This is a genomic window from Dactylosporangium sp. NPDC049525, from assembly GCF_040676755.1.
GTDB lineage: Bacteria > Actinomycetota > Actinomycetes > Mycobacteriales > Micromonosporaceae > Dactylosporangium.
In genome coordinates, this window is record NZ_JBFAPO010000068.1 from 1 (window position 1) to 5,071 (window position 5,071).

General features: G+C 69.5%; 3 protein-coding genes. 1 reads left to right on the top strand and 2 read right to left on the bottom strand.

All coding sequences use genetic code 11. From position 1 onward, the window contains the following. Positions 1-97: 97 nt before the first annotated feature. Together AB0K00_RS49650 and AB0K00_RS49655 are read right to left on the bottom strand one after the other, a co-directional pair. Positions 98-1,252, bottom strand: coding sequence for a ThuA domain-containing protein (locus tag AB0K00_RS49650; protein WP_363537485.1), 1,155 nt, complete (start codon positions 1,250-1,252; stop codon positions 98-100). An 18-nt stretch (positions 1,253-1,270) separates the two neighbouring features. Beyond that, positions 1,271-4,084, bottom strand: a complete 2,814-nt coding sequence (locus AB0K00_RS49655; RefSeq protein ID WP_363537487.1) for a PQQ-dependent sugar dehydrogenase — start codon at positions 4,082-4,084, stop codon at positions 1,271-1,273. Positions 4,085-4,571: 487 nt separating this feature from the next. On the opposite strand from AB0K00_RS49655, the gene AB0K00_RS49660 reads away from it, so the two are divergent. Beyond that, positions 4,572-5,071, top strand: a 500-nt coding sequence (locus AB0K00_RS49660) for a chitobiase/beta-hexosaminidase C-terminal domain-containing protein (RefSeq protein WP_363537489.1), incomplete at its 3' end; no start/stop codon positions are given.

Below are 5,071 nucleotides of genomic sequence, written 5' to 3' on the forward strand. Positions count from 1 at the left end.
CGGGCGCGGCCCGCCTTCGCGCCCCCCGCCCGGTTGGTCCAGACCCTACACCCGGGGGGCGGGCCCGGGAGCGAGTCGCTCCCGGGCCGGCCGGTGATCACGTGCCGTATACCTGGAACGTGAACAGCGAGTAGCCCCACTGGGTTCCGCGGGCCGTGCCGTAGATGCGCACGTAGCGACCCGACGCGGTGAGGCCGGTGTTGTCGTCCTCACCGCCGTTGCCGCCGGTGACGGAGCGCACCGTGGTCCAGGTGTTGCCGTCCGGGGACGTCTGGATCTGGTACGCGGAGCCGTACGCGGTCTCCCAGACGAGCCGGACCCGGTTGACCGTGTGCGTGGCGCCGAGGTCGACCCGGATCCACTGCGGGTCGGAGAAGGCGCTGGACCAGCGGGTGGTGGTGGAGGCGTCAACCGCGTTCGCGGCGGGCGTGCCGGCGTTCTCGACGCTGGACGCCGTCACGGGGTGGTTCAGCGCGAGGTCGCTCGACGGGGGCTGGGTGGTGACGGAGCAGTTGCCGGTGCCCTGCGCGGCGTAGCGGATGCCACCGAGCAGCAGCGAGCGGAAGCCCGCCTCGGCGTAGCTGGACTGGGTGTGGCCCATGCCGGTGTAGAAGGACCGGCCGCCGTCGTAGGCCCGGCACCAGGTGTTGGGGTGGTCGGAGCCCATCGTGCCGCCGCTGTACGTGGACTCGTCCAGCGTGGTCAGCACGTGCACCTGCGAGCGGGGGTTGGTGCGGTAGTTGTACCACTCGTCGCTGCGCGACCAGGCGGCCGGCAGCCCGGCGGTGGCCGGGTGGGTGGCGTCGGCGACGCGGACCGTCGCGGTCTGGATCGCCGGGTGGCTGGCGAAGTAGGCGCCGACGAGGCCGCCGTACCAGGCCCAGTCGTACTCCGTGTCGGCCGCCGCGTGCACGCCGAGGTAGCCGCCGCCGGCGCGGATGTAGTTCTCGAACGCGGTCTGCTGGGTCGCGTTGAGCACGTCACCGGTGGTGGACAGCCAGATGACCGCCTTGAACCGGGCCAGGTTGGTGGCGTTGAACTGGGTGGCGTCCTCGGTGGCCTCCACGGCGAAGTTGTTCGCCGTGCCCAGGTCGCGGATCGCCTGGGTACCGACGGCGATGGAGTCGTGGCGGAACCCCGCCGTCTTGCTGAACACGAGCACCGAGAAGTCCGGCGCCGCCTGGGCCGGCGCGGCGGTGAGGCCGAGCGCGGCGACGACGATGGCGGTGCAGAAAGCAATTTTGCGTAGCATGGTCGGGTTGTCTCCTTTCTAGCTGTAGACCTCGAAGCTGAACAGTGAGTAGCCGTACGCGGTGCCGCGGGCCGTGCCGTAGATGCGCACGTACCGTCCCGACGCGTTCAGGGCGGTGTTGTTGTCCTCGCCGCCGTTGCCGCCGGTGACCGAGCGCACGGTCGTCCAGGTCGTGCCGTTGGGCGACGTCTGGATCTGGTACGCCGAGCCGTACGCCGCCTCCCACTGCAGGCGGACGCGGTTGACGGTGTAGGTGGCGCCCAGGTCGACCTGGATCCACTGGGGATCGGAGAAGGCGCTGGACCACCGGGTCGTCGCCGACGCGTCCACCGCGTTCGAGGCGGGCGTTCCGGCGTTCTCCACGCTGGAGGCGGTCGCCGGCTTGTTCAGCGCCAGGTTCGTCGTCGGCTGTGTGGTGCCGGTGACGAACGTGAAGCTGTCCAGGTCGAACAGTGCGGCGGTGCCGGTGCCGGCGAACGTGAGGTACAGCGAGGTGGTGCCGGTCGGCGCGCCGCTGATGGTGCCGGTGACGGTGGCGAACGTCTCCCACGACCCGGTCGGCGCCACGGCTGCCGAGCCGATGATCGTGCCGGTCGGCGAACCGGTGCGGATCTGCAGCGTCCCGCCGGTGCCGCCGGAGGCGACCCGGGCGGTGAACGAGGTGGCGTTGTTGAGCTTGTACGGGTCGAACTGGATCCAGTCGCCGTTGTTGATGTCGCCGACGGTCATGCCGCCCTCGGCCGCCGTCTTGGCGAACTTGTTGACGCCCGACGCCGTCTTGTAGTGCTCGGCCTGCCGGTGCTTGGGCGCCAGGATGTTCTGCGCGTGCGTGGTCAGGCCACCCTTGTCGGTGTAGGACGCGTCGAAGATCGGGAAGATGTTCGAGGCGTCGTCGTGCTCACCGTCGACCGGGATCGTGATGGTGCCCGAGCAGCCGGTCTGCGAGGTGATCTGGTGGGCGTGCTGGTCGTGGCCGAGCACGTACGCCATCGTCACCTTGGTGCAGTCGATGGTGCCGTCCTCCGGGTCGGTGACCGTGACGCTCCACGGCACGCTGTCGCCGAAGGCCGCCAGCTGCCCCGACGCGGGGCTGTTGACGGTGACCACCGGGGCGGTGTTGCCGACGCTGATCGGCACGCTGGCCGTGCCGGTGGCGCCCTGCGGGTCGCGCACCGTGAGGGTCGCGACGTAGTTGCCGTTGGCGGCGTAGGTGTGCGCCGGGTTGGCGGCGGTGGAGGTGCCGCCGTCGCCGAACGCCCACGAGTACGTCAACGCGCCGCCCTCGGGGTCACTGGAGCCCGAGGAGGAGAACGTCACGGCCAGGGGCGCCGCGCCCGAGGTCCGGTTGGCGCCGGCGACGGCGGTCGGTGCCCGGTTGCCGCCGGTGCCGACGTAGTCGTAGCGGTACAACGCCGAGTTCGCGTCGCCGTTGAAGTAGCCGGTGCCGTAGTCCAGGACGTACAGCGACCCGTCGGGGCCGAACTGCAGGTCCATGACCTGCTTGCCGTTCCACGGGAAGTTGTCGATCGCGCCGGGGGAGCCGTCGCTGTTGACGACGACGGGCTTGATCCAGCCGCGCCCGAACTCCGCCGCGAAGAACTGTCCGTCCAGGCTGGCCGGGAACTTCGTGGTCAACGGGTTGGCGGCGTTGTAGCGGTACACCGGACCGGCCATCGGCGACTCGGAGCCGCCGCCGAACGCGGAGGGTGAGCCGGCGTCGCCCGCGTAACGGATCCAGGCGGACTTGGCCGGGGGCAGGGTGCCCAGGCCGGTGTTGCGGAAGGAGTTGTTCGTCGGCCCGCCGGCACAGTTGTACTTCGGACCGGTGGCGTTGGTCGCGAAGTTCCACTCGTTGTACGTCTCGGCGGTGGTGTTGGTGCCGGTGCAGAACGGCCAGCCGTAGTTGCCGGGGGCGGTGATCCGGTCGAACTCGACCTGCCCGGACGGGCCCCGGTTGCCGTCGGTGGTGCCCGCGTCGGGGCCGTAGTCGCCCACGTAGACGACGCCGGTGCCCTTGTCGACAGTCATCCGGAACGGGTTGCGGAAGCCCATCGCGTAGATCTCGGGCCGGGTGTTGGCGGTGCCCGGCGCGAACAGGTTGCCCGAAGGGATCGAGTACGTCCCGTTGGCGTTGACCTTGATCCGCAGTACCTTGCCGCGCAGGTCGTTGGTGTTGCCGGCGGAACGCTGCGCGTCGTAGACGGGGTTGCGGTTGGTGCGCTCGTCCAGCGGCGAGTACCCGTTGGACTCGAACGGGTTGGAGTCGTCGCCGGTGGACAGGTACAGGTTGCCGGCCGCGTCGAAGTCGATGTCGCCACCGACGTGGCAGCACATGCCCCGGTTGGTCGCCACGTCCAGGACCGTGACCTGGCTGGCCATGTTGACCGTGTTGTCGGAGTTGAGGGTGAACCTGGACAGGCGGTTGACGCCGCTCCAGGTGGTCCAGTCGGCGGCGGTACCGCTGGCGGGCGCGTCACCGGCGGGGGTGTTCAACGGTGGCGCGTAATACAGGTAGATGTAGCGGTTGCTGGCGAAGTTCGGGTCCGCGGCGACGCCCTGCAGGCCCTCTTCGTCGTGGGTGTACACGGGGATGTTGGCGATGACGGTGGTGTTGCCGGCCACGTCGGTGCGCCGCAGCGTGCCGTTGCGGGCGGTGTGCAGGACCGAGCGGTCCGGCAGCACCGTGATGGCCATGGGCTCGCCGGTCTCCGCCACGCCCTTGGCGAGCGTGACCTGCTGGAAGTCCGCGGCGTTGATCGCCGCCGCGGCCGGGGTGGCCGTCGTGGCGAGGGCCGTGACCACCGGGGTGACCAGGAGCAGGGCGGCCGCCATTGGCCGCCACCGCTTGATTGGCGGATGTCGTTTCACTTGTTGTCCCTTCCTGACCGGGTTCGCCAGGCAGGGCGCGCGCCGTCGCGCCGCAGCCGAGGGAGCCGTGATGCCGGCCCAGGGGGCCGAGCACACCTTCGGGGGTCCGCGCCGACGGATCATCGAGAGAGCGCTCTCAGGGCCGTGCCGCCAACACTATGGAACTTTGATCCATGTGTCTAGATGTTTCGATGGTGTGTCCGGAACTTTCGCGGACCCGATCAAAAGGGGTGTCCGACGGCCGGGCGAAGCCGTGCCGATCATGCAGCGAATTCGCGCCCGGTTCTGCATGAACCAGGCCTAACCGGCGGGGCCGGCGGCCGAATTTCGGTGCATGGGGATGTTTCCAGCATGTAACTCTTCCGTTGCCAGGGTTGCCAGTCTACTGTCCGCCACGAGAGAGCGCTCTCACGCACCCGCCGGATTCTTCATCCTTGGAGGCGTACACCCCATGCATCGGAGCGAACGGGACCCAGCCCGTCACCACTCGTTCTGGCACAAAGGACTGACCAGGGTCGCGGTCGCCGCGTCCGCCGTCCTACTCGTCGTGTTCGGCACCGCCGGACCGGCCGCCGCAGCTGCTGACTACACCCAGAGCGTCACGCAGCTCAATGCCACCCAGGCTCAGATCTCCTTCACGCCGACGACACCCGCCCGCTACGTCGACGTGCACTACCTCTCCCCGAGCTCGGGCCAGCAGAACTTCCGCATGACCAACACCGCGGGCACCTGGCAGCGGACCGTCAGCTCGCTGCCCAGCGGCTTCGTGCTGGAGTACTGGTTCACGTACGAGAAGGGCGGCCCGCAGTTCGACACGCCGCACTTCTTCTACACCCACGGCAGCACCACGAGCCCAGTCGCGACGCCCACGTTCAGCCCGCCGGGCGGGACCTACACGACCGCGCAGTCGGTGACGATCGCGACCACGACGGCCGGGGCGAGCATCCGGTA

Coding starts and splice junctions, on each gene's coding strand:
- AB0K00_RS49650 (WP_363537485.1), bottom strand. CDS start 1,252: ATGCTACGCAAAATTGCTTTCTGCACCGCCATCGTCGTCGCCGCGCTC.
- AB0K00_RS49655 (WP_363537487.1), bottom strand. CDS start 4,084: ATGGCGGCCGCCCTGCTCCTGGTCACCCCGGTGGTCACGGCCCTCGCC.